The following is a 23774-nucleotide window of genomic DNA, read 5'->3' on the forward strand; positions in this document are numbered from 1 at the left end:
CCGTGGGAGCAGAGCAGAACGCGGATCAGCGTAAGACGACCAAGCACATCTTCGTCACGGGGGGTGTGGTCTCCTCGCTCGGCAAGGGCCTCACCGCCGCGAGTCTGGGCAACCTGCTCACCGCGCGCGGGCTGCACGTCGTGATGCAGAAGCTCGATCCGTATCTGAACGTCGATCCGGGCACCATGAACCCGTTCCAGCACGGCGAGGTCTTCGTCACCGACGATGGTGCCGAGACGGACCTGGATATCGGGCACTACGAACGCTTCCTCGGCATCAATCTGTCGCAGGCTGCGAACGTGACGACCGGACAGATCTACTCCACCGTGATCGCGAAGGAGCGCCGCGGCGAATACCTCGGCGACACGGTGCAGGTGATTCCCCACATCACGAACGAGATCAAGCGGCGAATGCGGCTGCAGGCGGAGGAAGATCCGCGCCCCGACGTCATCATCACCGAGGTGGGCGGAACGGTCGGCGACATCGAGTCCCAGCCGTTCCTCGAGTCCGCTCGCCAGGTGCGCCACGAGCTGGGCCGGAACAACGTGATCTTCGTCCACGTCTCGCTCGTGCCCTTCATGGGCGCGTCTGGCGAGCAGAAGACCAAGCCGACGCAGCACTCGGTCGCGACGCTGCGATCGATCGGTATTCAGCCCGATGCGCTCGTGCTGCGCAGCGATCGTCCCGTCACCGACGACAACCTCCGCAAGATCGCGCTTATGTGCGATGTCGATGAGGGCGCGGTCGTGAACGCCGTCGACGTGCCGAGCATCTACGACCTGCCCCGCCTCTTCAACGATCAGGGCCTCGACCAGACGGTGGTCGAGCACCTCGGCCTCGCCGAGCAGGCTCCCGCTGTGGACTGGACGAACTGGCAGCCGGTGCTCGACGCCGTGCATCACCCGCGCGGCGAGATCACCGTCGGCCTCGTCGGCAAGTACATCGATCTGCCCGACGCTTACCTCTCGGTGAGCGAAGCATTGCGTGCCGGCGGGTTCGCCCACGCCACGAAGGTGAATCTGAAGTGGGTGCCATCGGACGCGTGCGAGACTCCGGAGGGAGCCCTCGAGCACCTCGGCGATCTGCACGCGATCTGCGTGCCTGGCGGATTCGGCGTGCGCGGCATCGAGGGCAAGCTCGGCGCCCTCCGTTTCGCCCGGGAGAACGGAATCCCGACGCTCGGCCTCTGCCTCGGAATGCAGTGCATGGTGATCGAGTACGCGCGCAACGTCGCCGGCCTCGAAGGCGCTTCGTCATCCGAGTTCGATCCGGAGACCCCGATCCCGGTCATCGCGACGATGGCCGAGCAGGCCCAGCACATCGACGGAGGCGACCTCGGCGGCACGATGCGGCTCGGGCTCTACGAGGCTGAGCTGGCGGAGGGGTCACTCGCCGCAGAGCTGTACGGGGCTTCGTCTGCGAGCGAGCGGCACCGCCACCGCTACGAGGTGAACAACGCGTATCGCGATGAGATCGCCTCCGCTGGGCTCGCGTTCTCCGGTACGAGCCCCGACCGGCAGCTCGTCGAGTATGTGGAGCTGCCGCGGGATCGCCACCCGTTCTACATCGGCACCCAGGCGCACCCCGAGCTCCGGTCGCGCCCCGGAACGCCGCACCCGCTGTTCGCCGGGCTCGTCGCAGCCGGCATCGAGCGGCGCGAGGCCGCCCGTCTGTTTAACGACTAGGAGCACCCCGTGACCGACGCCGCAGCCGAGCCCCTCATCTCCGACGCACCCGCTCCCGAGATCGAGGTGCTGCAGTCCGAGGTCATCGCCCGTGGCGCCGTCTGGGATGTGCGGAGGGACCGGTTCGCGTTCGGCGATGCCGAGCTCGTGCGCGACTACGTGGATCACACCGGAGTCGCCGCAGTGCTCGGGATCGACGAGCAGGATCGGATCCTGCTGCTTCGCCAGTACCGTCACCCCATCGGCACCCGTGATTGGGAGATCGTCGCCGGGCTGATGGATGTCGACGGCGAGTCCGCGCTGACCGGTGCGCGACGCGAACTGGCCGAGGAGGCCGACCTTGCGGCGGATCGCTGGGACATCCTCGCCGATGTGTGCTCGAGCCCTGGCGGCAGCACCGAAGCCGTGAGGATCTTCCTGGCCCGTCACCTCCGTCCCATCGAGCACGACTACGTGCGCGAGGGAGAGGAAGCGGAGATCGAGGTGCGCTGGATCCCGCTCGACGACGCCGTTGAAGCCGTGCTCGCAGGACGGGTGCAGAACTCGACGACGATGATCGCGGTGCTCGCGGCATCCGCTGCGCGTGCGGCGGGCTGGTCCACGCTGCGGCCCGCCGACGCCCCGTGGGAGCGTCGTGACGCCGTGCGGGGTGAGCGATCCCGCAGCCGGGCGTGACACTCCCGCCTCGAGACGGCGCGGCGCGCTTCCTGCGTCACGTCAGCATCGAACGGGGCCTGTCGTCCCACAGCATCGCCGCGTACCGCAGAGACCTCGACGCGTACAGCGTCTGGCTCGAGCGCGCCGGAGTGACCGACCTCGCGACGGTCGTACCGGAAACGCTGTCGGCGTACGTGCGCGAGCTCGGAGAATCCGGAGATCTCGCGGCCGCATCCATCACGCGCCGGCTGTCCACTGTGCGGGGCATGCACCGGTTCCTCTTCGACGAGGGCCTGCTGCCCCAGTACGCGGGGAGCGGGGTGCGCTCGCCCAAGAAGGCCAGGTCACTTCCGAAGGCGCTGCCGATCGCCGACGTCGAGGCGATGCTGCAGGCCGTCTCGGGTGACGACGCGACCGCGATTCGGGATCGGGCGCTGCTCGAACTCCTCTACGCCAGCGGGGCCCGCGTCAGCGAGGTGACCGCGCTCGACGTCGACGACCTCCTCGCGGGCCCCGGCGGGGGAGAGGTGTGGGCTGATCCCGAACGCGCCCTCGGCGACGGCGGCTTCCTACTCGTCCGGGGTAAAGGTTCCAAGCAGCGCCTCGTGCCGTATGGGCGGTATGCGGGGAGCGCGCTCGCCGCATACCTCGTTCGGGTCAGACCGGACTTCGCATCGCGCGGGTCCGGTACCCCTGCGCTCTTCGTCGGGCCGCGCGGCGGGCGCGTGTCACGGCAGACGGTCTGGCTCGTGATCCGGGCGGCAGCAGAGCGCGCCGGCGTCACGGCCGAGGTGTCGCCGCACACCCTGCGTCACTCGTTCGCGACCCACCTGCTCTCCGGTGGTGCGGACGTGCGCACGGTGCAGGAGTTGCTCGGCCACTCATCGGTGACGACGACGCAGATCTACACGCAGGTCACTGCGGACACGCTGCGAGAGCGGTACCTCGACGCCCACCCGCGGGCGCGGTAGCCGCCTCACCCAGCGACGCCCACTCAGGCCACGCAGCCCAACCGGTGTTGGGAAGTGTTGGGGGCGCCGATCCAACGCATTCACCCCGCGTCCCCCACGCCGCGGCCCCGCGAAACCCCACACGCACCCCGTTCAAACGGTGAGTTTGCTGCGCTCCCGCGATCTCTAACGTGATTCATGTGAGGTCCTCGAGAGTCGAGCGGCCACGGCAGCCGCCCAGGGGAAACACTCGAATCTCGGGAAAACGGGCGGTGCGCCAGCACCGAAAGGGGATTCGTGTGACGCGCTTCAACATGCCTGTCCGCCGCCCGCCGCACCGCGGAGCCGGTCGGCCCGCGGGCCGTCTGGTGGCACTGCTGCTGGCGACGGTGCTCATCGGCACGGCCGGTCAGGCCGGCGCGTTCGCGGTCGGCGATGACGCAGCGCTCAACGCCCCTGCCGTTGAGAAGACGGACCCCGGCGCGACTCCAGCGCCCGAGGAAGCGGCACCGGTGCCGGCCCCCGAGGAGACTCAGTCGACGCCCGCCCCCGAGCAGGCGGAGGAGGCACCCGAGGAGGCTCCTGCGAAGGCTCCGGCGCCGAAAGCGGCGCGATCCCAGGTCGCGCCCCTGTCCGTACCCGCTCCTGGCGCGAACGAAGCGGTCATCACCGTGAAGGTCGGCGGAGACCGGACCGGGAGCGCTGCCGCGAGCAACCTCGCCGGGGTGAAGCTGCGTCTGCACGATGGCGACGCGAACAACCTCGGTGCTGCAAGAACTGAAGCTTGGGCAACCTGTACTTCTGACGCGCAGGGCGACTGCTCGTTCCGCGTGCCCGATACGCAGAATCGTGGGGCGAACCGCGACCGTCGGTTCTGGGTTGTGGCCTCGTCCGCTCCCGAGGGGTGGTACCTCAATTCGCCGCTCGTGACCAGTGGAGTGAACGAGTATCGCTTCCGTACCGGCGCGAACTTGCGTTCTGGGAACACCTACAGCTCACGAGTCGACTTCATGAACGATGCTTCATACTCGATTGGTTCGTGGCTGTTGAATGCAAGCGCCAGCGACTCGAGTGGGACGTGGCAGACCTCGCGTATGAATCCCCAGCTTCCACTGACCTGTGAGACCGGGCTGAAAGTCGCGCTGATCCTAGATCTTTCTGGCTCAGTCTCGTCGGATCTCGGCAACCTCAAGAAAGCGGCCAACGGAATGGTCGATTCGCTCGCGGGAACAGGATCCTCGATTGCGCTTTTCACCTTCGCGGACATCGCGCCCAGGAGTTCCGGAGCCGACGGACGCAACTACGCTTCGATGGCGATCGACACCGGCACGAACCGCAAGACGATCAAAGATCGAATCGACGCATATGCGACGGGCGGAGGTACGAACTGGGACCAGGGCATCTGGCAGGTCGCGAATGATGCCGCCAAGTACGATCTCGCTATCGTCGTGACTGACGGGCAGCCCACCTTTTACGGCCCGTCTGCCAGCGGGCCAGGCAACGCCACCCGCTTCATCGAGAACGAGCGCGCGATCTTCTCCGCGAACGCGTTGAAGGCGAAGGGCACTCGGGTGCTCGCGGTCGGTGTCGGGGAAGGCATCAAGGGGAACCCCGCGAACCTGCGCGCGGTCTCCGGAGTCAGCGGCTACGCATCGGGTGGGAACGCGAACGAAGCGGATTACTTCCAAGCGGACTGGAACCAGCTCGCCGGCGTCCTCTCGAGCGTCGCGAAGGGCGCGACGTGCCAGGCCGACATCGACATCACGAAGCATACCCACGCCTACGGCACGAGCGGTCCCGTGCAGGGCGGCGCCGGCTGGGGGTTCAATGCCACGGCCACACAGGGCAAGCTCAGCCGCACGGGTACCCAGCAGACCAACTCGTCGGGCCAGGTCTCGTACGATCTCGGCTTCTCGTCGCCCACGGGTACGTCCGAGGTCACCCTCACGGAGACCATGAGCACCGCGCAGACGCGCGACGGCTGGGACCTCACGAAAATCACCTGCACGGTGAACGGGACGAACGTGCCCGTCTCCTCGCCGAACGCGAAGATCTCGGTGACCGCGGGCGACCAGGTCGACTGCACCTTCCTGAACACCCAGACGCTGAAGCCCGGGCTGACGATCGAGAAGAGCGCCTGGGACACCCCGACGAGCGCAGGACTCGAGAACGCCCGCGAGCTTCCCGATGGTGGTTCGGTGCCGAGCGGGACGCAAATCACGTGGAAGTACCTCGTCACCAACACGGGCCAGACGAAGCTCACCGGTATCGCCGTCGTCGACGATCAACTCGCCGCGAACGCTGTCTCGTGCCCCGGCACCGTGCTCGACGCCGGCAAGTCCATGACCTGCACCGCCTCCGGCCCCGTCACCGCACGGTAGCGGCCCCTCTTCTCTCCCGACCACCATTCATCACGCTCACCACCACCCACCTCGCCCAGACCGAAGTGTCGGGCCACTTCGAAGGAGAAACTCATGAACAAGAAGACCACCGGAATCATTGCGGGCGCGGCCGGAGCAGCCCTGCTCCTCGCCGGATCGACCTTCGCACTCTGGAGCGACAGCGGGAAGGCCCCCGGCGGGGTCATCACCTCGGGCAACCTCGACGTCGACGTCGTGGGCACGCAGTGGAAGGACGTGTCGGCCGACCGCGCAGACAGCCCCCACAACATCGATCTCGCGTCGTTCAAGATCGTACCCGGCGACACGATCCAGGGCGAGTACGCCGTCGACGCCGGACTCCAGGGCGACAACCTTGTCGCGAATCTCGCGCTGAAGGATGGCGGCGCGCTGACGGGAGCGCTCAAGAGCGGACTCGTCGACGTCGAGTACACGGTGCTCGACTCCGACCGTAATGAGGTGGCTACGGGCTCCTCCAGCGGCGTCGACGTCACCCTCGCGTCGAGCGACAACAGTGCCCCGGGCACGCTCGCGAAGCTTCCCTCCGCCACCGACGGCACCACCGACTTCACGGTCGTCGTCTCCGTGACCTTCGACCAGTCGACCAGCGATCGTGACCTGGTGCAGGCGCAGGCCGAACTTGCGGGTTCCACCATCCAGCTGTCCCAGGTCAGGGCCTGAACACGGCCCATTAAGCCGGGTGCCGGAGGGTTCCCCCTCTCCGGCACCCTTCCCCAGGAGCGATCATGAAGAGCACCGCACAGGACACCCAGCACACCCAGGGACGCGCGATCCGCTCCGGCGCGTTCGCTGTGGTGCTCCTGGCGGTGCTCGCACTCGCCGCAGCAGTCGCAGTGGTCCCCCGAGTTCTCGGAGGATCGGCGCTCACGGTGCTGACCGGGTCGATGGAGCCCACCTATTCGCCAGGCGACATGGTGATCTCGGCCCCAGAGGACCGGTACAGCATCGGTGACGTCATCACATTCCAGCCGGTCTCGGACGATCCCACGCTGATCACCCACCGTATCGTCGCGGTGAGCGAGGGCACCGATGGCGCCGAGTACGTCACCCGGGGCGACGCCAACGGCAGCGATGACGATCCGATCGTCGCCGACCAGGTGATGGGATCGGTGAGGTACTCGATCCCATACCTCGGTCATGCGGCCATGCTGGTCGGCGAGCACCGCAGCACGCTCATCATCATCGCCGGTGCCGGACTGATCGGATACGGCATCTTCGCCACCGCGAGCGGTGCGCTCGCATCAGGACGAGCGCGCGGTCGCCACCGTCTGCAGACCAGGAGAATCACATGCTGAACAGAACGCAGTGGCCGTTGCCGCTCATCGCGATCGCCGCGCTGGTCGGGGGCGTGGGGCTCTCCGGCGGTACCCTCGCGGTCTGGAACGCCGCGCAACCGGCTCAGGGGATGACGGTGACCTCGGGGGATCTCGAGGTCGCGTCGGTCGACGACCCGGTGTGGACCGAGACGTCGGCGGATGTCGCCGATGCGCCGAAGCCGATCGACCCCGACACCTTCCTGGTACGGCGGGGCGACACCATGACCGCGACATACGATTTCTCCGTCGCCTTCGAGGGGGACAACATGCGTGCAGAGGCGCTGGTCGACTGGACCCGCGCGCCCCAGCTTCCGGCGGGCGTCACCGGGACGTACACCGTGGTCGGCTCCGACGGAACGCCGCACCCGATCGGAACGGCATCGCAGGGTGAGACCTTCGATCTCACCGGGACCGGAGCCGAGGACGGCACCGTGACCCTCGCCTTCACTCTCGACTTCTCGGGGCTCAACGACCGTTTCGGTGTCGAGAGCGCCGCCCAGGTCACCGACCTCGGTGACTTCACCGTCGACCTGCAGCAGGTCCGTACCGGGGGAGCATTCCAGTGAGCACCGACACTCCGATCCGATCGCGTCGCAGGGGCATGGCCGTTGTCGCCGTCGCGGCACTCGCCGGCATTCTCCTCGGCGCAGGGGGCAGCACCCTGGCGCTGTGGAACGCGAGCGCCTCGCGCACGGGAAGCATTTCGAGCGGCGCGGAGTTCTTCGCGGCGGGCCGGCCGGGAGCGACGCAGGCCGCGCAGGGGAACCGCATCTCGGTCTCGGTGGGCGAGGCAGAGGCGAAGACCCTCGTCGCCGAGGGGAAGGTGGCGGTGCCCTTCCAGACCGACTCGCTCAGCCAGGGCAATCTGGGGCTGCGGTACACCGTCGAGGGTCCTGCGGACTGGGGTGACGGCGTATTCGGCGCCTCCGACACCGTGATCTTCCCGGTCGCCGGTGCCGCGGACTGCTCCGTATCACGGGCCCCGCAGCAGCAGCCGGGACTCACCTCGACACCGGTGGACGCGGCCTACTCCAGCACCGAGACGCCGACGACCGAGTTCTGGTGTCTCGTGGCGACGGTGGATCGCCTCCCCGGAGAGGGGGCGTACGCGAACACCGCGACCGCTACGGCGAAGGCCCCCGATGCGTCCCGGGTCACGGCGAAGGACCAGTGGGCCACCCAGGTGAGCACCTCGGTCGACCCCGCCGATGAGCCAGACCACCAGATCACGTTCACGTACGAGACATTCAGGCCAGGAGAGGTGACCCCGTGAACACGCTGACGAGACACCGCACCATCACGGGTGCCGCGGCCGTCGCGGTAGCGGCAGTCGCACTGTTCGGGCCGGTCGCACCTGCGCTCGCCGCTCCGCAGACGGACACCGGAGCCGACGCGATCCAGCTGTCATGGGACGGCTCCGAGTACGGCGCAGTGATGACCGAGTCGTTCGTCGGGACACCGGTGTCGGTGCCGGGAGATCACGCGATGCGCACCCTTCACGTGCGCAATGACGGCCCTACTGCAGGGACGCTCCGCGCGAAGATCACCGACGTCGTCCTCAAGGATCCGGACAGCCCCGACGTGCACCACGAACCCGAGCATCAGGTCTCCGACGCGGGTTCCTCGGGCAGCGGCGGCGACCAGGGAAACTTCTACGACGACGTCGAATTGCGCTGGGACGGGGGAGCGGCGAGTCTCAGCGCTCTCGCGGCCAACGGGGAGACCCCGATCCTGGAGATCCCGCTCGACCGGGGCGCGAGTACGGAGGTCTCGATCGGCTACGTCTTCGACGCCTCCGCGACCTCAGGGAACCGTGCGAACGTGGCGCCGCGCGAGGCTTCCTTCGACGTGGTGCTGACATTGGGAGGGGACGCAGATCCGGAGCCACCGATCACACCGGCTGACCCTTTCCTGCCGACACCGTCTGAGCGCCCCGAATCGGGTTCTCCGGTGACCACGGCGACTGAACGGGCGGACACGCTCGTCAACACCGGAGGGTCGCTGCTCTGGGGAGCGCTCGCCGCGGCCGTGCTGGTTCCGCTCGGCCTTCTTGCCGGGCGGGCAGGGCTGCGGCGCAGTCGCGCGGGACGCGCCTGAACGTGCGGATCGGTTACGGGGTGCGGAGGGGGCCGCGCAGCACCCGCGACACCTCGTTCCGACTGGAGACCTGGAGCTTGCGCAGGACATTGGCGACGTGGAAGCGCACAGTCGCCGGGGAGACGAACAGCGCCTCGGAGATGAACTTCGTCGAACGTCCGTCCGCGAGGTACTTGGCGATCTCGTCCTCGCGCGGGGTCAGTGTCGCCAGGAGATCCAGGTGCACGGTGCCCTCGTGCTCCCCGATCTCGGTGGGGTGATCGGTGAGCCGGGGGAGATAGGCGTGCGCACCGATGCGCGACACGATCTCTCTAGCGCGGTGCATCTGCGCCCGGGCATCACCGGCGCGGCCTCGAGACACGAGATAGGCCGCGTAGTCCGCGCGTGTGAGGGCCTCGACGAGTGGCGTGTTCTCACCATCGAGCGCGGTCCGGTAGTGGTGGTCGGGCAGCTCTGAGCTCTCGTCGTGGCGCACCACCCGTGCCTCCGCGATGCGCGCCCGGAGCCACTCGAGTGACCCCCAGAACTCGAACCAGCGATTTCCCCTGAGGTCCGAGAGCGCCGCAACGAGCTCCTCGGCCTCCGGGAGCCGGCCAACGTCGATCAGGGCGTGCGCGCGATAGGTCAGGTAGCCGTGCTGCGTCGTGGTCAGGTGCTGTACGCGCTTGGGTTCGGTCGCAGTGATGACGGCGTGGGGGTCCCCGCTCGACCGGGCGGCTTCGCACTCGGCCATGATCGCGAGATCGGCCCCATAGCTCTCCCAGGGCAGATCGGGGAGTCGGGACGCGACGACGAGCAGCTGCTGCGGGTCCTCGCTTCCCGTGATCGCCGCGATCGACGCGCGGAGTGCCGACGATGTCAGTCGCACTCCGACCTCGAGTGAACCGTAAATGACTTCCTCGGCATCGCTCAGCGAGCTGCGTGCCTCCTGCAGACGACCTGACAGCATGAGCGAGTGGGCATGGATGATCCGGATCGTCCCGGCAGCCCACGGGGGCTCCCCGTGCTCGGACGAGGCGATCGCTTCGCCCGAGAGTTCGCGCGCGAGGTCGAGGTCGCCGAGCGACATCGCGAGCTGCGCGAGCGGCGCCAGCGCATCGGCGCGGTGCGCTCCGAGAGGGAGTGCGCGCGCACGCGCGATGAGGGCCATCAACTCCACTCTGGCGTTACCGGGGTGCTGATGCTTCAGCGTGCGTGCGGCGTGGTGGCTTTCCAGGATGAGCGCGTAGGCCCGCGGCGCGATCATCCATGCGAGGCGGGCGTCAGCGAGGTCGGCCGGCTCCTCCGGGGCCTGCTCCCAGAGCTTATGTGCGCGTTCGAGGAGGGGAGTCAACTCATGCGCCGCCCGACTTCGTGCCGAGATGATGACCGCGATCGACGCGAGGAAGGCCCGTAGCGTGCGGGTGTCAGCGTCGTCATCGGCGTTGCTCCCTGAAAGCGCCCGGTCAAGTCGTTCGAGTTCCGGCTCGTCCTCGAACCGGTACATGCCCAGGGCGATCGCAACGCATTCCCGAAGGAGGGACGGGGGAAGCGTCTCGATCTCCGGGAGGAACTCGAGAACGGCGAACCCGGTCTTGTTTCGCAGATTGAGGAGCACGAGGTCGAGCAGGAGCCGCTCACGCTCCGCTCCGGATGCGAGCCCGAGAGCACCACGGATCGCCTCGTCGGCGTGGTCAAACCGACCGCGCCGAATAGCATCCTCAACGTACTCGTTCACTGTTTCGGCGAGCCCGGCGTCCCAACCCGAGGCGCCGTCGAGGGCGTGGGCCACGGCGACGAACCCGTCGGTGACCCCCGCCAAGGCTCGAGAGATCAGCTGGGAGCGTTCCGTGCTCAGCCGCTGGCGGAGAGAGCACGAGATCAGTGCGTGAGCGGGCGCCAGTGTGGTGCCGAATCCGGATTCGACGATGAGTGCGGCCGAGGTGGCCGCCGAGATGTCCACCTCTCCGCCGAGGCTGCGGGCGACGGCAAGCACTTCAGCGGCGCTGAGTTCTTGCGAGGCGAGGGCGACGATCTCCGTCGCGAGCCGTCCGGCGTCATCGAGTTCGGTGTACGGTCTGAGCGTCGGATCCTCGTCCATGGGAACCCACTCGCGAATCGGGACGTCCCAGGTCAGGTGCAACTGGCGGATCTCATCCGATGTGAGCTGGCCGAACACGCGCTCGACACCGGAGAACGTTCCTCCGGTGGCCCCGAGAATCTTCTCCGCTGCGGCGGTTGAAATGCCGGTGCCGAGGCGCTCGATCGCGAGGCCCTTGATGTGGGAGACGGTCAACGGCTCGAAATCGAAGCGGCGATGCTGGGGGTTCGCATCGGTCACTCGGCTCAGGTGGGCAGCGAAGGACTCGGGGTGGTCGCGATAGCGCGTCGCGAACGCCAGGACCACCCGCTGCTGCACCACGCGGGGAATGATGTATCTGAGGACACGCACCGAAGCGCTGTCGATCCAGTGCGCGTTGTCGATGAGCACCGTCCGGAGCGCGCCGTCGGGGAGGTCGACGAGGGCGTGCAAGAGACGGGTCGCCACCTCTGCCGACGGGGTGGACGGATCGATCTGCGCGTTCCGGGTCAGGCCAGCGCTCAGGATGCGTTCGATGAAGCTGAACGGGATCTCGTGCTCGAATTCGTCCGCGCTCACGTAGTGGACTGGGCCGACGTTCTCGCGATCGATGTGCTCACCGAGCCTGCGGAGGAAGGTCGTCTTGCCGGTGCCGGTCACACCGGTCACCAGGAGGAGCATCCCGTCGCTTCGCAGCGCATCGGCCGTCAGCTCCTCGGCTTGGCGGCCGCGGATCTGCGAAATGTTCTGCGGCATGCCGCACCCCTTTTCAGCGTGTGTATCACCGAAGTGATGCCCGTCTGCGTTCGTGTGTCGACGCTGAAACCCGAAGTCCGCGACAGGCCCTATTGTTCCCCGGCTCGAATTTTACACCGAGGCGTAACAGTTCGCCGAGTATGACGGACCCGCGCGGGAGTGTGACGACTGCTCTCGGAAAGCCTGCGCTCCCGCTCCCTCGGCACGCCTCCAGTGGCGGGTCCGGGTGCACGATAGGATGGAGCGTCAGCGGAACGAGAGGGGCGAGAGTGGCGACCAACGCGGCGAAACCCGGCCCGACGGGGCGACCCGACCGATTCATCCCGGTTCCGCCGAAGCTCGACCGTCACGGGCCCGCGCGCATCATCGCGATGTGCAACCAGAAGGGCGGCGTCGGCAAGACGACGAGCACCATCAACCTCGCTGCCGCTCTCGCGCGCTACGGTCGTCGCGTCCTCGCCGTCGACTTCGATCCGCAGGGCGCGCTGTCCGCTGGACTCGGGGTGCCAGCGCACGACGTACCCACCATCTACGACCTCATGCTCGGCAAGGAGAAGGACCCGCGCGACGTGGTCCAGCACACCGATACGCCGCGTCTCGACGTGATTCCGGCGAACATCGATCTCTCGGCCGCCGAAGTGCACCTCGTGACCGAGGTCGCGCGCGAGCAGATCCTTGCCGGTGTGCTGCGGAAGCTCGCGCCCGATTACGACGTGATCCTGGTCGACTGCCAGCCCTCGCTCGGCCTGCTCACCGTCAACGCGCTGACCGCGAGCCACGGCGTTCTGATCCCGCTCGCGTGCGAGTACTTCGCTCTTCGCGGCGTCGCGTTGCTCATCGAGACGATCGACAAGGTGCGCGACCGATTGAACCCGATGCTCGAGCTCGACGGAATCGTCGCCACCATGTACGACCCCCGGACGCTCCACGCCCGCGAGGTGCTCGAGCGGGTCGTCGATACGTTCGGCGACAAGGTCTTCGACACCGTCATCGGCCGCACCGTGAAGTTGCCGGACGCGCAGATCGCGGCGAAGAGCGTGCTCGACTACGCTCCGAGCAACTCCGCCGCTGAGGCGTACCTGCGGCTGTCACGCGAACTCGTCGAGCGGAAGCTCTGCGCGTAGAGCCGATGGCCGCGCAGCAGACGGAAGAAGGGCTGGGCGCGGGGGCCGCGCCCGGATTCCACGTCACCCTCGACTCATTCGACGGGCCGTTCGACCTGCTGCTCAACCTCATCGGCAAGCACGAGCTCGACATCACCGAGGTGTCGCTCAGCCTCGTGACGGACGAGTTCATCTCGTACCTCTCCGGTCTGGAAGGGCAGGGGCTCGTCGAACTTGACCAGGCCTCCGAGTTCCTCGTCGTGGCGGCCACGCTCCTCGACCTCAAGATCGCGAGCCTCCTCCCGCAGGGCGAGGTCGTCGACGCCGATGACGTCGCGCTGCTCGAAGCCAGGGATCTCCTGTTCGCCCGGTTGCTGCAGTACCGCGCCTTCAAACAGGCGAGCGACTGGTTCCGGGGCAGACTCGCGACCGAGGCCGCCAGGCATCCGCGGCAGACGCCGCTCGACCACCAGTACCGCAATCGCGGCCCCGAACTCGTGTGGACGCTCTCGCCCGAGGACTTCGCCGCCATCGCGACGCTGGCATTCACCCCGCGAGAGATCCCGACGGTCGGACTCGAGCACCTCCACGCGCCGCTCGTCTCGATCCGCGAGCAGGCGGCGATCGTCGTGTCCCTGCTCCGCACTGCCGGTCGGCAGTCGTTCCGTGAGATGATCGCCGGAGTGACCGAGCAGGGCGTCATCGTCGCGAGGTTCCTCGCGATCCTGGAACTCTACCGGCGATCCGCCGTCACGTTCGAACAACTCGAACCGCTCGGCGAGCTGACCGTGACGTGGACCGGTGAGCACTGGTCCGACGACGACCTCGCAACCCTGGGAACCGACTATGACTGAAGACGTGAACACGCTCGAGACCGATACCGAGACTGACACCGAGAGCGAGCTCGACCGCGTGCGCAGTCGGCACACGCTCGAGCAGCAGCTCGAGGCCGTGCTGATCGTCGCGGATGAGCCGCTCAGTGCCGTCGCGCTCGCCACCGCCACCAATCGTCCGGTGCGCGAGGTGAAGCGTGCGGTCGCGGCGCTCATCGCCGACTACGACGGCGGCGCCGACGGGGAGCCCAGGGGCTTCGAGTTGCGCGAGGTCGCCGGAGGGTTCCGCTTCTACGTCCGCGCGAGCCTCGACCCCGTCATCGCCGATTTCGTGCAGCAGCAGAGCCCGGCGAAGCTGTCGCAGGCCGCGCTCGAGACGCTCGCCGTCATCGCCTACCGGCAGCCCATCTCACGCGGAGCGATCGCCTCGATCCGCGCCGTCGGTGTCGACTCCGTTGTGCGCACACTGGTCGGGAGAGGACTCATCACCGAGGTCGGGCAGGACCCCGAAACAGGCGCCTTCCTGTACGGCACGACCGACGAGTTGCTGCGGCACCTCGGCATCGGTTCGATCGAGGAGCTGCCCCCGATCTCACCGCTGCTCGACGACGGCAGCGACGGCTTCGACGCGGAAGGGCTCCACGCTGCGCCCAGTCCCGTACCATCGCTCGACGACGCGGAACGGAGCGACGCGTGAGCGAAGCACCCCAGGATCAGAGGCCCCGCCTGCAGAAGGCGCTCGCCCACGCCGGTGTCGCCTCGCGGCGCGCGTGCGAGACGCTCATCGCCAGCGGCCGAGTCGAGGTGAACGGCGAACCCGTGTTCGAGCTGGGCAGCCGCATCGACATCGCGCACGACGAGGTGCGGGTCGACGGCGTCGTCGTGCAGCTCGACGTCTCCAAGCGTTACTTCATGCTGAACAAGCCGCGGGGCGTCGTCTCCACCATGAGCGACGAGCAGGGCCGACCCGACCTCCGCGAGTTCACCGACCGCTTCGAGGAGCGGCTGTACAACGTCGGCCGACTCGACACGGACACGAGCGGCCTGCTCATCCTCACCAACGACGGGGAGTTGGCCCACGCACTCGCGCACCCGAAATTCGGCGTCGAGAAGACCTATATCGCGAAGGTGCGCGGGCGGGTGACGCCCGCCGTGATCCAGCGGCTGCGCGACGGTATCGAACTCGCCGACGGGCCGATCCACGCGGATCACGCGAAGATTCTGCCTGGCGGCCGCGGCGCGAGCCACTCGCTCGTCGAGCTCACCCTCCACTCGGGTCGCAACCGCATCGTGCGCCGCATGCTCGCCGAAGTCGGGCACCCCGTCGTGGAACTGGTGCGGCGGCGCTTCGGTCCGCTCTCGCTCGGCACACTCGGCATCGGCGAGATGCGCGAACTCTCCTCGGGGGAGCGCGGGGCGCTGCTCAGTGCGACTCAACCGAGTGACGGCGTCACTGCCACCGGCGGACGGCCGGGGGACGGCAAGGGCGCGAAGGGCATGCGCGGCGTCGCCGCCCGTGGCAACCCGCACGGGCGAGGCCCGCGACCGGACGAACGCGGGGCGAACACCCGACGAGACGAGAAGGGCTCGGACCGATGAGCGAAATCCGTGGAGCCCGTACCGCGCGTACCGCGGGACCCGTGCACATCGTGGGCGCCGGACTGCTCGGCGCCAGCGTCGGCCTCGGCCTGCGCGAACTCGGCGTCGATGTCACCCTCGAAGACCTGTCTCCGACCACCGTCGCGCTCGCCGCGGACTACGGAGCTGGGCGGGTACGGGAAGCCTCCGATCCCGAACCAGCGCTCGTCGTCGTGGCGACTCCGCCAGACGTCACCGCCGACGCAGTCGAAGCCGCGCTCGCGCGCTTCACCGCTTCCACCGTCACCGACGTCGCCAGCGTGAAACTCGCTCCGTACAAGGCGCTCCGAGCGCGCGGCGTCGACCTCACCCGCTACGTGGGGTCGCACCCGATGGCGGGGCGCGAGCGCGGCGGCGCCATCATGGCCCGCGCCGACCTCTTCACCGCGCGCCCGTGGATCATCTGCCGAGACGGTGAAACCCCGGCGACATCGCTCGCACTCGTGGAGGCCGTGGCACTCGACCTGGGAGCCTCGCCGCTCGAGATGACTCCCGAGGACCACGACCGCGCCGTCGGCGTCGTCTCCCACCTTCCCCAGATCGTCTCGAGCCTGCTCGCGGGGCGTCTGCTCCCCGCCGCTGACCAGGCCGTCGGACTCGCCGGGCAGGGCCTGCGCGACACGACGCGCATCGCATCGAGCGATCCGGAGCTCTGGGTGCAGATCCTCACCGCCAACCGCGGTCCCGTCGTCGAACTCCTCGAAGGGGTGCAGGCCGATCTCACCGCGCTAACGGGTGCCCTCCGAGACACTGACGCCCCCGGCGCGAAGCGCGCCATCGCGGGGTTCCTCGCGGACGGTAACCGCGGCGTCGCGCGGATCCCCGGTAAGCACGGCTCCTCCGAGCGGTTCGTGCGTCTCACGGTGCTCGTCGACGATCAACCCGGCGAACTCGGACGTCTGCTCACCGAACTCGGAGAGCTGGGGGTTAACATGGAAGACTTGCGCCTCGAGCACTCGCCGGGCGCCCAGATCGGCTTCGCCGAGATCGCGGTCCTTCCGGAAGTGGTCGAGAGCGCGAGGCGAGACCTCACCGAGCGCGGATGGAGAACGCTGTGACCGACGCCCCGATCCTCGTCGCCATCGACGGGCCTGCCGGCAGCGGCAAGTCGAGCGTATCCCGCGCCGCAGCCGAGCGACTCGAGTTCGGCATCCTCGATACCGGCGCCGCCTATCGCGCACTTGCCTGGACCGCGCTCGAGACAGGGGTGGACCTGGACTCGGCCGAAGCAGTTGCTGACGTGCTCGGCTCGTGGCGCTACGAGACCACGCTGCGCGGGCCGCAGCAGGTCACGGTTCAGGTGCCGGATCGCAGCCGCTCGGATGTCACCACCGCCATCCGTGAACCGGGTATCAGCGCGCAGGTCAGCCGAGTGTCGAAGCACTCGCGCGTCCGCGACGAATTGAACGCCATGTTCCGCCGGATCGTCGCCGAGTCCGGGCTCCCCGGTGTGGTGATCGAGGGCCGCGACATCACCACGGTGGTGGCCCCGGACGCGCCGGTCCGAATCCTGATGACCGCCTCCCCTGACGTGCGCGCGCAGCGCCGCGCCGGTGAGCTCCCCGGCATGACCCACGAGCAAGTGCTCGCCGACATCGAAGCCCGCGACGCGAAAGATGCGCTCGTCGTCGACTTCTTCACCGCAGCGCCAGGCGTGACGCTCATCGACACGAGCGATCTCGATTTCGACGGCTCCGTCGACGCCGTGATCGACGTGGTCCGCGGCGCCCAGAACGAACTGGCGGACTCCACGTCCGCCGCGAACGGAGACACCCCATGACCGACCAGCACACCGGACCGGACGGGACCGACGCCGAGGGGGCGTTCGACCCGTCGCAGATCGACGAGAACGACGTGATCGTCGGCGGCGAATACGATGCGGCCTTCGACAGCGACGACGTGACCGACGAGGAGCGTCTCGCGGCCATGCGCTCGAACCTCGAGGGGTACGAGCTCGAGGAAGAAGACGCGTTCCTCGTGAACGCCGACGGCGAGTTCATCGGATTCACGGAGCCCTCGGCCGAGGCGCTGCCGGTCGTCGCCATCGTCGGACGCCCGAACGTCGGCAAGTCCGCGCTCGTGAACCGGATCCTCGGCCGCCGCGAGGCCGTCGTCGAGGACGTGCCTGGTGTCACTCGCGACCGCGTGAGCTACCCGGCCGAGTGGGTCGGCAAGCGCTTCACCGTCGTCGATACGGGCGGCTGGGAGCCCGATGCGCGCGGCATCGACGCCGCCGTCGCGCAGCAGGCGGAGGTCGCGATCGAGCTGTGCGACGCCGTGATGTTCGTGGTCGACTCCCGAGTCGGCCCGACCGCGACCGACGAGCACGTCGTCGGTCTTCTGCGCCGCACGAACAAGCCGGTTTTCCTGGTCGCCAACAAGGTCGACGACGCCATCCAGGAGCCTGAGGCCGCAGCGCTCTGGTCGCTCGGCCTCGGTGAGCCGCACCCCGTCTCGGCGCTGCACGGCCGCGGTGTTGCCGACCTGCTCGATGAGGTCATCTCCGCCCTGCCCGACGAGTCTGCGGTCGCGCAGCCGAAGCTCGGCGGGCCCCGCCGCGTCGCGATCCTCGGGCGACCGAACGTCGGCAAGTCGAGCCTGCTGAACAAGGCTGCCGGTTCCGAGCGCGCCGTCGTCAGCGACATCGCCGGCACCACGCGCGACCCGATCGACGAGCAGGTCGAGATCGCCGGGCGCGTGTGGACGTTCGTCGATACGGCGGGCATTCGCCGCAGGGTGCACCTGCAGAAGGGCGCGGACTTCTACGCTTCGCTGCGCACCTCGACGGCCCTCGAGAAGGCAGAGGTCGCGATCGTCGTGCTCGACGTCTCCGAGCCGATCAGCGATCAGGATCTGCGGATCATCGACCTTGTGCTCGAGTCGGGCCGGGCCCTCGTGCTCGCCTTCAACAAGTGGGATCTGCTCGACGATGATCGTCGCCGCTACCTCGAGCGCGAGATCGAACAGGATCTCTCGCACGTCGACTGGGCCCCTCGCGTCAACATCTCGGCCAGGACCGGGCGCCACCTCGAGAAGCTCGTGCCAGCGCTCGAGACCGCGCTCGAGTCGTGGGACACCCGCATTCCGACCGGCAAGTTCAACGCCTTCGTCGCCGAACTCGTGCAGGCTCATCCCCACCCCCTGCGTGGCGGTAAGCAGCCGCGCATCCTCTTCGGCACGCAGGTGCAGAACCGACCGCCGACGTTCGTGCTCTTCACATCCGGATTCCTGGATCCCGGTTACCGCCGCTTCATCCAGCGACGCCTGCGCGAGCGCTACGGATTCGAGGGGTCACCTCTCGTCATCAACATGCGCATTCGCGAGAAGCGGCGTCGATGAGCCAGCCCCTTCCTCCGAAGAATTTCGACCCCTCGCGGTACCGGGACAAGCCGGTGTCGTTCGTGCGACGCAGCGGTCGCATGACGCCCTCCCAGGAGCGAGCGTGGGAGGAACTGCGTCACGGCTACCTCGTCGACGTGCCGCGCGGCCCTGCGGCGACCAGTGTCGCCGATGATGCAGCGACCGATCCCGCGCAGCTCTTCGGCCGCGAGGCGAAGCTCGTCGTCGAGGTCGGGTCGGGGCAGGGGCACGCGATCCTGCACGCGGCCGAGGCGCACCCCGAGACGAACTTCCTCGCGATCGAGGTGTTCCGCGCCGGCCTCGCCCGCACCATGATCCGCGCCGAGCAGGCAGGCCTCGCCAACCTGAAGCTGGCAGAGGCGAACGCGCCAGAGGTCATCGAGCGGTTTCTCCCCTCGGGCAGCGTCGACGAGATCTGGGTCTTCTTCCCCGACCCGTGGGCGAAGGCGAAGCACCACAAACGGCGCCTCATCGCGCCGGATTTCGCGGCGATCGCGCACCGCGCACTGCGCCCGGGAGGAGTGCTCCGCCTGGCCACGGACTGGGAGGACTACGCCGTGCAAATGCGCGAGGTGCTCGACGGCGCCCCGGGGTTCGACCGCGGCTTCGACGGCGAATGGGCCGAACGGTTCGAAGGCCGCGTGCTCACCGCCTTCGAGAAGAAGGGGCAGGATCGGGGCCGCTCGATCCGCGACCTCTCCTACGTGCGCGAGTCGCTCTGACGGTTCCGCGCACCGTGCGCGTGGTGGTCGCGCGGGTTCACGCCCGCGCGCTGCTGCAGCGCGTGCTCGAGCACGGTGTCGAGCACCGCGAGTCCGTCCCGAACGCCACCGGGTGAGCCGGGGAGGTTCACGACGAGGGTGCGGCCGGCGAACCCGGCGACCCCTCGGGTGAGGATCGCGGTCGGCACCTGCTCGGCGCCGACCCGGCGCAGCTCCTCGATGATGCCGGGGAGGTGGATGTCGATGATCCGTTCGGTCTCCTCAGGCGTCCGGTCGCTGGGGGAGACACCGGTCCCGCCGGTCGTCAGCACGACGGCAGGCTGCGCGTCGATGGCCTCGCGGAGGGCAGCACCCACAGCCGCGCCGTCGGAGACGACGACGGGTGCCGAGGTCTCGAACTCCCGCTCCTGCAGCCACCGGCGCAGCACGGGTCCCGTCGTATCGTCCGCCTCGCCGGCGGCGGCGCTCGTCGATGCGACGATGACGACGGCGTGCCGCCCCGACCGGTTCACTCGGCGCTCCAGTCGCCGCTCTTGCCGCCCGACTTCGCGAGTACACGGGTGTCGGTGATGCGCGCGTGCTTGTCGACGGCCTTGATCATGTCGTAGAGCGTGAGCGCGGCCACGCTCGATGCCGTGAGCGCCTCCATCTCGACACCGGTGACTCCCTTGGTGGTGACGGTGGCGGTGACGCGGACGCGATCGTCTTCGGCCGCGAAGTCGATCGCGAGCTTCGTGAGGGGGAGCGGATGGCACAGCGGGATGAGCTCCCAGGTGCGCTTCGCCGCCATGATGCCGGCGATGCGGGCGGTGCCGAGCGCTTCGCCCTTCGGCAGGTCGCCCGTCATCAGCTGGCCGACGACGTCCGGGCGCGTGACGAGTACTGACTCCGCGCGCGCGGTGCGCTTCGTCGTCGCCTTCTCGGTCACGTCGACCATGTGGGCGCTGCCGTCGGCACGGAGGTGGGTGAGTCGATCTTCAGGCATGGAGCCTCCAGGTGGTGACGGGGGTGCCGGCGGGTGCGAACGCGACCCCGGCGGGGATTTGCGCGATCACATCGGCCTCGGCGAGGTCGTGGAGCAGGTGCGAACCGGGCGGCAGAGGCGTGACGCTGCCGTCCGCCTCGACGATGCCCCGGCGCAGCTGGAGTTTGTGCTCGGGGGAGTGGGTGTCCACGGCGAGCGGCCGCACACGGGTCGTCGACTCCCTGGGCATGCCGGCGAGTTCGCGGAGCGTCGGCAACAGGAACAGCGACGCGGAGAGAACGGTGCTGACCGGGTTGCCAGGAAAGCACAGGGTGGGAAGCGGCCGTTCCGCGCGGGGAATCTCCAGTGCGCCGAGTCCCTGGGGCCCGCCGGGCTGCATGGCGACGCCGATGAAGCGGGCTCCGAGTGGAGCGAGCGCATCGCGCACGACCTCGTACGCGCCTGCGCTGATCCCTCCCGAGGTGACGAGGAGATCGGTGCGCGGGGCCTCGACGGTGATGAGGTCGCGGAGAGCTTCGGCGCGGTCGTCGCTGTGGAGCAGCCGAACCTCGGCCCCCGTCGATCGGAGCAGCGCGGCGAGCATCGGGCCGTTGGCGTCGTGGATTCGCCCGGGTGGCAGGGCGCCCGATTCGACGAGTTCGTCACCGGTCGTGCAGACGAGCACCCTCACGCGTCGCAGCACCGGTGCCGTCGCGACGCCGGCCGAAGCCAGCGCTCCGATGCGGGTCGGGGTCAACACGGTGCCGGCGTCGACGATGACGGCTCCGTCGGCGAGGTCCTCGGCGGTACTGCGGATGAAGGTGCCCGGTTCGACCGGAGCGGCGAAGGTGATGTCGCTCGGCACGAAGCGCTCGCCCGAACGACTGAGGGCGGGGAAGGCGGCCGGCAGGGTGCGCTCGACCGGCACGACGGCGTCGGCGCCGATGGGAATCGCCGCGCCGGTCATGACGGGAGACGCCGTCCCCGGAACGTGGTGCACCGGAGTGTCCCCGGCCGCCGTCGTCACCCCGATCGGGAGTGCCACGTGCTCCTGCCCGGACGCGCGTGCGAGGTCCTGGGCGCGCACCGCGTACCCGTCCATCTGGGAGTTGTCGAACGGGGGGAGCGGGATCCGGGTCCGCACGGCCTCGGCGACCACCCGGCCGGCCAGTGCGGGGTCGCCGATCGAGACGAGTTCGGGGTCGGAGGCGCGCACCCTGTCGACGACGGGGTCCAGCAGTTCGGCGACGCTGAGGAGATGGGCTTCGACGGAGACCACGGGTCTACCCACCCGCGAACGGGGGGAGCACGTCGACGACGGGCGAGGCCTCGAGCAGCGCGCCGCCGTCGCGACGGACGGTACCGTCGACGAGGAACGACCCGGCACGCAGTACACGCGCCATGTCCGTTCCGTAGCGCTCGGAGAGGTGGGCCCGCAGACGGTCGAGCGACGGGGCAGGACCGAGGTCGATCTGCTCCTCCGCGACGCCGGCAGCCTCCGCCGCAGCGGCGAAATATCTCACGGTGATCTGCGACATACCGACATCGTAGCTGGCCGGTACACTGGGCGCATGTGTCCAGCGACCACCCCGCGGCCCGGTGCGCTCGTGGAACCCGTCGCCGCCCTCACGGATGAGCAGTCCGCCCGCGCGGCCAGGCAGATCGTACTGCCTGGGTTCGGCGACGAAGCGCAGCGACGCCTCGCCGCAGCCAGGGTGCTGGTCATCGGTGCTGGCGGGCTCGGCAGCGCCTGCGTTCCCTATCTCGTCGGCTCGGGCGTCGGCCTCATCGGCGTCGTCGACGACGACCGGGTCGAGTTGTCGAACCTGCACCGCCAGATCGCGCACGGCACCGCCGATATCGGCAGGCCCAAGGTCGACTCCCTCGGCGAGACCGCCGAGCGTCTCGACCCGGGCGTGCGCTTCGTGGCGCACGACTGCACCCTGACGGCCGAAAACGCACTCCAGCTCTTCGCGGACTACGACCTCGTCATCGACGGCAGCGACAACTTTCCGACCCGATACCTCAGCAACGATGCCGCTCAGATCACCGACACCCCGCTCGTGTGGGGGGCGATCCTGCAGTTCCACGGTCAGGTGTCGGTCGCGTGGCACCGATTCGGTCCCGGCTACCGCGACCTCTTCCCTCAGCCGCCGGCACCCGAGGACGTGCTCAGCTGCGGCACCGGGGGTGTGCTCCCCGGCCTCTGCGGCACCATCGGCTCCCTGCTGGCCACGGAAGCGATGAAGCTCATCACCGGGGTGGGCGAGCCGCTCATCGGCCGCGCGCTCCTCTACGACGCCCTGGCAGCCACCACCCGTGAACTGCCCTACACCCGAGACCCGGAGGCTCCGCCCGTGAACGAACTCACCGACTACGAACGCTTCTGCAACGGACCCGAGGATGGGCCGCGAGGCATCACCTCGGCCGATCTCGTGCGCATGGTGCAGAAGGACGAGACGTTCGCCCTGCTCGACGTCCGCAACCCAGACGAGCGTGCACGCGTGCTCATCTCAGGATCTTCGTTCCTCCCGCTGCCGGAGCTCGAAGCCGACCCCGCGCTCGCGATCGAACGACCGGCCGAGCTTCCGCCCGAAGCCCCGATCGTCGTGTACTGCGGCGTCCAGCCGCGGTCGATCCGGGCCGTGAAGCTGCTGCAGGAGCGCGGCGTGCAGAACCTCGTCTACCTGCAGGGCGGCATCACCGAGATCGCGCAGGTGGCTCCCGAACTGCTCGAGGCCGGTCGCGATGAGTGATCGGGGCGCTGCGCCCCTCGCACGCATCACCGAACAGCCGATCGACGAGACCGCCGTTCACGCCGCCGTCGACGGCCCGGAGTGCGGGGCGATCCTCGTCTTTCGCGGGGTCATCCGCAACCACGACGGCGGGCAGAGCGTCTCCTCGCTCGAGTACAGCTCGCACCCCGATGCCGAGCGCTTCCTCGCCGACGTGGTCGCCGAAGAGGCTCAGCGATCAGGTGTGGCGCTCGCCGCAGTACACCGCGTCGGAGCGCTCGAGATCGGCGACGCCGCGCTCGTCGCCGCCTCGGCCGCACCGCACCGGGGCGAGGCGTTCGCCGCGCTCGAGCGGCTCGTCGAGCGGATCAAGCACGAGATCCCGATCTGGAAGCGCCAGCACTTCGCTTCCGGCTCCTCCGAGTGGGTCGGGCTGTAGCGCGCCTGGCCCGCGCTGCTTCCTGTGGCCGGTGGTCAGA

General features: G+C 68.8%; 24 protein-coding genes. 19 read left to right on the top strand and 5 right to left on the bottom strand.

Annotated elements, in window-relative coordinates:
* The first annotated feature begins 2 nt into the window (after positions 1–2).
* The 9 genes from K8P10_RS02845 (at position 3) to K8P10_RS02885 (ending at position 9125) form a co-directional block, all read left to right on the top strand.
* On the top strand, positions 3–1685 hold the full coding sequence (locus K8P10_RS02845; protein ID WP_224780291.1) for a CTP synthase: 1683 nt from the start codon (positions 3–5) through the stop codon (positions 1683–1685).
* Between the two features lie 9 nt (positions 1686–1694).
* On the top strand, positions 1695–2360 hold the full coding sequence (locus K8P10_RS02850) for an NUDIX domain-containing protein (protein ID WP_224780292.1): 666 nt from the start codon (positions 1695–1697) through the stop codon (positions 2358–2360).
* On the top strand, positions 2357–3313 hold the full coding sequence (locus tag K8P10_RS02855; protein ID WP_224780293.1) for a site-specific tyrosine recombinase XerD: 957 nt from the start codon (positions 2357–2359) through the stop codon (positions 3311–3313). The genes K8P10_RS02850 and K8P10_RS02855 overlap by 4 nt, the downstream gene beginning before the upstream one ends.
* Before the next feature lie 278 nt (positions 3314–3591).
* A complete protein-coding gene (locus K8P10_RS02860; protein ID WP_224780294.1) occupies positions 3592–5673 on the top strand; it encodes a VWA domain-containing protein in 2082 nt (693 codons plus the stop codon).
* Positions 5674–5766: 93 nt separating this feature from the next.
* Positions 5767–6372, top strand: coding sequence for an alternate-type signal peptide domain-containing protein (locus K8P10_RS02865; RefSeq protein WP_224780295.1), 606 nt, complete (start codon positions 5767–5769; stop codon positions 6370–6372).
* Between the two features lie 65 nt (positions 6373–6437).
* Positions 6438–7007 (top strand): signal peptidase I, encoded by a 570-nt coding sequence (locus K8P10_RS02870; protein ID WP_224780296.1) that lies wholly within the window; start codon positions 6438–6440, stop codon positions 7005–7007.
* On the top strand, positions 7001–7594 hold the full coding sequence (locus K8P10_RS02875) for a hypothetical protein (RefSeq protein ID WP_224780297.1): 594 nt from the start codon (positions 7001–7003) through the stop codon (positions 7592–7594). The genes K8P10_RS02870 and K8P10_RS02875 overlap by 7 nt, the downstream gene beginning before the upstream one ends.
* Positions 7591–8301 (top strand): hypothetical protein, encoded by a 711-nt coding sequence (locus tag K8P10_RS02880; RefSeq protein WP_224780298.1) that lies wholly within the window; start codon positions 7591–7593, stop codon positions 8299–8301. The genes K8P10_RS02875 and K8P10_RS02880 overlap by 4 nt, the downstream gene beginning before the upstream one ends.
* Complete coding sequence (locus tag K8P10_RS02885; RefSeq protein WP_224780299.1) at positions 8298–9125, top strand: hypothetical protein; 828 nt, start codon at positions 8298–8300, stop codon at positions 9123–9125. The genes K8P10_RS02880 and K8P10_RS02885 overlap by 4 nt, the downstream gene beginning before the upstream one ends.
* A 13-nt stretch (positions 9126–9138) precedes the next feature.
* Here K8P10_RS02885 and K8P10_RS02890 read toward each other — a convergent pair whose 3' ends face one another.
* Complete coding sequence (locus tag K8P10_RS02890; protein ID WP_224780300.1) at positions 9139–11940, bottom strand: LuxR C-terminal-related transcriptional regulator; 2802 nt, start codon at positions 11938–11940, stop codon at positions 9139–9141.
* A 269-nt stretch (positions 11941–12209) separates the two neighbouring features.
* On the opposite strand from K8P10_RS02890, the gene K8P10_RS02895 reads away from it, so the two are divergent.
* From K8P10_RS02895 to trmB, 8 genes are read left to right on the top strand one after another with little or no spacing between them, the layout of a single operon-like run.
* Positions 12210–13064, top strand: a complete 855-nt coding sequence (locus tag K8P10_RS02895; RefSeq protein ID WP_224780301.1) for a ParA family protein — start codon at positions 12210–12212, stop codon at positions 13062–13064.
* A gap of 5 nt (positions 13065–13069) precedes the next feature.
* The gene (locus K8P10_RS02900; protein WP_224780302.1) at positions 13070–13897 is read left to right on the top strand and encodes a ScpA family protein; all 828 of its coding nucleotides are present in this window, start codon (positions 13070–13072) and stop codon (positions 13895–13897) included.
* Positions 13890–14573: an SMC-Scp complex subunit ScpB gene (gene scpB, locus K8P10_RS02905; protein WP_224780303.1), complete on the top strand. Its 684-nt coding sequence runs from the start codon at positions 13890–13892 to the stop codon at positions 14571–14573. The genes K8P10_RS02900 and scpB overlap by 8 nt, the downstream gene beginning before the upstream one ends.
* Complete coding sequence (locus K8P10_RS02910) at positions 14570–15475, top strand: pseudouridine synthase (protein ID WP_224780304.1); 906 nt, start codon at positions 14570–14572, stop codon at positions 15473–15475. Before scpB ends, K8P10_RS02910 begins: the two co-directional genes overlap by 4 nt.
* Entirely contained in the window at positions 15472–16572 is a 1101-nt protein-coding gene (locus K8P10_RS02915) for a prephenate dehydrogenase (protein ID WP_224780305.1), read from the top strand. Before K8P10_RS02910 ends, K8P10_RS02915 begins: the two co-directional genes overlap by 4 nt.
* Positions 16557–17294, top strand: a complete 738-nt coding sequence (cmk, locus tag K8P10_RS02920; RefSeq protein ID WP_224780306.1) for a (d)CMP kinase — start codon at positions 16557–16559, stop codon at positions 17292–17294. The genes K8P10_RS02915 and cmk overlap by 16 nt, the downstream gene beginning before the upstream one ends.
* Positions 17291–18853, top strand: coding sequence for a ribosome biogenesis GTPase Der (der, locus tag K8P10_RS02925; protein ID WP_224780307.1), 1563 nt, complete (start codon positions 17291–17293; stop codon positions 18851–18853). The genes cmk and der overlap by 4 nt, the downstream gene beginning before the upstream one ends.
* A complete protein-coding gene (gene trmB / locus K8P10_RS02930) occupies positions 18850–19596 on the top strand; it encodes a tRNA (guanosine(46)-N7)-methyltransferase TrmB (protein WP_224780308.1) in 747 nt (248 codons plus the stop codon). The genes der and trmB overlap by 4 nt, the downstream gene beginning before the upstream one ends.
* Here the strand turns inward: trmB and K8P10_RS02935 are convergent.
* The 4 genes from K8P10_RS02935 to K8P10_RS02950 are packed head-to-tail and all read right to left on the bottom strand — an operon-like array spanning position 19575 to position 22098.
* A complete protein-coding gene (locus tag K8P10_RS02935; protein WP_224780309.1) occupies positions 19575–20108 on the bottom strand; it encodes a molybdenum cofactor biosynthesis protein B in 534 nt (177 codons plus the stop codon). The two genes, trmB and K8P10_RS02935, sit on opposite strands and share 22 nt — an antisense overlap.
* Positions 20105–20581 (bottom strand): cyclic pyranopterin monophosphate synthase MoaC, encoded by a 477-nt coding sequence (gene moaC / locus K8P10_RS02940; protein WP_224780310.1) that lies wholly within the window; start codon positions 20579–20581, stop codon positions 20105–20107. Before moaC ends, K8P10_RS02935 begins: the two co-directional genes overlap by 4 nt.
* Complete coding sequence (gene glp, locus K8P10_RS02945) at positions 20574–21851, bottom strand: gephyrin-like molybdotransferase Glp (RefSeq protein WP_224780311.1); 1278 nt, start codon at positions 21849–21851, stop codon at positions 20574–20576. Before glp ends, moaC begins: the two co-directional genes overlap by 8 nt.
* Positions 21844–22098 carry a MoaD/ThiS family protein gene (locus tag K8P10_RS02950; protein ID WP_224780312.1) on the bottom strand — a complete coding sequence of 85 codons (255 nt, stop codon included), beginning with the start codon at positions 22096–22098 and terminating at the stop codon, positions 21844–21846. Before K8P10_RS02950 ends, glp begins: the two co-directional genes overlap by 8 nt.
* A 33-nt stretch (positions 22099–22131) precedes the next feature.
* On the opposite strand from K8P10_RS02950, the gene K8P10_RS02955 reads away from it, so the two are divergent.
* Positions 22132–23316 (top strand): ThiF family adenylyltransferase, encoded by a 1185-nt coding sequence (locus K8P10_RS02955; RefSeq protein ID WP_224780313.1) that lies wholly within the window; start codon positions 22132–22134, stop codon positions 23314–23316.
* On the top strand, positions 23309–23734 hold the full coding sequence (locus tag K8P10_RS02960) for a molybdenum cofactor biosynthesis protein MoaE (RefSeq protein WP_224780314.1): 426 nt from the start codon (positions 23309–23311) through the stop codon (positions 23732–23734). Before K8P10_RS02955 ends, K8P10_RS02960 begins: the two co-directional genes overlap by 8 nt.
* The last annotated feature ends 40 nt before the right edge of the window (positions 23735–23774 follow it).

Source organism: Leucobacter sp. Psy1, from assembly GCF_020096995.1.
Classification (GTDB): Bacteria; Actinomycetota; Actinomycetes; order Actinomycetales; family Microbacteriaceae; genus Leucobacter.

What these genes read in the sequence shown, in the direction of transcription:
- K8P10_RS02865 (WP_224780295.1), top strand. Translation starts at nt 5,767, where the DNA reads ATGAACAAGAAGACCACCGGAATCATTGCGGGCGCGGCCGGAGCAGCC.
- K8P10_RS02870 (WP_224780296.1), top strand. Translation starts at nt 6,438, where the DNA reads ATGAAGAGCACCGCACAGGACACCCAGCACACCCAGGGACGCGCGATC.
- K8P10_RS02875 (WP_224780297.1), top strand. Translation starts at nt 7,001, where the DNA reads ATGCTGAACAGAACGCAGTGGCCGTTGCCGCTCATCGCGATCGCCGCG.
- K8P10_RS02890 (WP_224780300.1), bottom strand. Translation starts at nt 11,940, where the DNA reads ATGCCGCAGAACATTTCGCAGATCCGCGGCCGCCAAGCCGAGGAGCTG.
- K8P10_RS02900 (WP_224780302.1), top strand. Translation starts at nt 13,070, where the DNA reads ATGGCCGCGCAGCAGACGGAAGAAGGGCTGGGCGCGGGGGCCGCGCCC.
- scpB (WP_224780303.1), top strand. Translation starts at nt 13,890, where the DNA reads ATGACTGAAGACGTGAACACGCTCGAGACCGATACCGAGACTGACACC.
- K8P10_RS02915 (WP_224780305.1), top strand. Translation starts at nt 15,472, where the DNA reads ATGAGCGAAATCCGTGGAGCCCGTACCGCGCGTACCGCGGGACCCGTG.
- cmk (WP_224780306.1), top strand. Translation starts at nt 16,557, where the DNA reads ATGGAGAACGCTGTGACCGACGCCCCGATCCTCGTCGCCATCGACGGG.
- der (WP_224780307.1), top strand. Translation starts at nt 17,291, where the DNA reads ATGACCGACCAGCACACCGGACCGGACGGGACCGACGCCGAGGGGGCG.
- trmB (WP_224780308.1), top strand. Translation starts at nt 18,850, where the DNA reads ATGAGCCAGCCCCTTCCTCCGAAGAATTTCGACCCCTCGCGGTACCGG.
- moaC (WP_224780310.1), bottom strand. Translation starts at nt 20,581, where the DNA reads ATGCCTGAAGATCGACTCACCCACCTCCGTGCCGACGGCAGCGCCCAC.
- K8P10_RS02950 (WP_224780312.1), bottom strand. Translation starts at nt 22,098, where the DNA reads ATGTCGCAGATCACCGTGAGATATTTCGCCGCTGCGGCGGAGGCTGCC.
- K8P10_RS02955 (WP_224780313.1), top strand. Translation starts at nt 22,132, where the DNA reads ATGTGTCCAGCGACCACCCCGCGGCCCGGTGCGCTCGTGGAACCCGTC.
- K8P10_RS02960 (WP_224780314.1), top strand. Translation starts at nt 23,309, where the DNA reads ATGAGTGATCGGGGCGCTGCGCCCCTCGCACGCATCACCGAACAGCCG.